Source organism: Azospirillum formosense (assembly GCF_013340925.1).
GTDB classification, from domain to species: Bacteria; Pseudomonadota; Alphaproteobacteria; order Azospirillales; family Azospirillaceae; genus Azospirillum; species Azospirillum formosense.
Map to the genome: position 1 here is coordinate 1 of NZ_WHOR01000569.1, position 505 is coordinate 505.

Annotated in this window: 1 protein-coding gene; it reads right to left on the minus strand. The window is 69.3% G+C overall.

The genetic code is table 11. The features are described 5' to 3' along the window. Positions 1–92: 92 nt before the first annotated feature. Positions 93–505 (minus strand): helix-turn-helix domain-containing protein (locus GBZ26_RS29890; RefSeq protein ID WP_174441853.1); only part of this gene is annotated, 413 nt, incomplete at its 5' end.

Here is a 505-nt window from a genome sequence, read left to right on the forward strand (position 1 = left end):
CCGGGCACGCTCGGCCTTCGGCCCGGCGGGGGCGACCAGCCGCTGGCCCGGATAGCTCTTGCACGCCTGCGGCCCCATCTCGTCCAGGCAGATCACGACGCTGCCGGTGGGGGCGGCGGTGTAGAGCTGCTCGATAGCCCCCTTTTTCGAGCGAAGTCCGGATCGACACGCTCGCCAAACCATGTCTCCTCACGCCGCCACTTCAGGCCTTCGGCCAGCAGGATCTCGCAGATCCGGCTGCGCCGCATGCCAACGCCACGTTCACCCAAGTAGGCGACCAGGCGATCCAACGTCCAGCAGGCGAACGGCAGGCCCAACTCACCGGGCGCGGTCAGGGCGGTGGTAACCACCGTGCCGCGCTCTTCGGCGGTGTAGGTGGGGGGGCGCCCCGAGCGCATCGCCTCATGCAAACCGGCAAGGCCCTGTTCGTTGAACCGCTTGAGCCAGAACCGCACGCATTTGCGGCTCAGCCCCATGCGGGTGGCGATCTCCGGCGCGCCCCAGC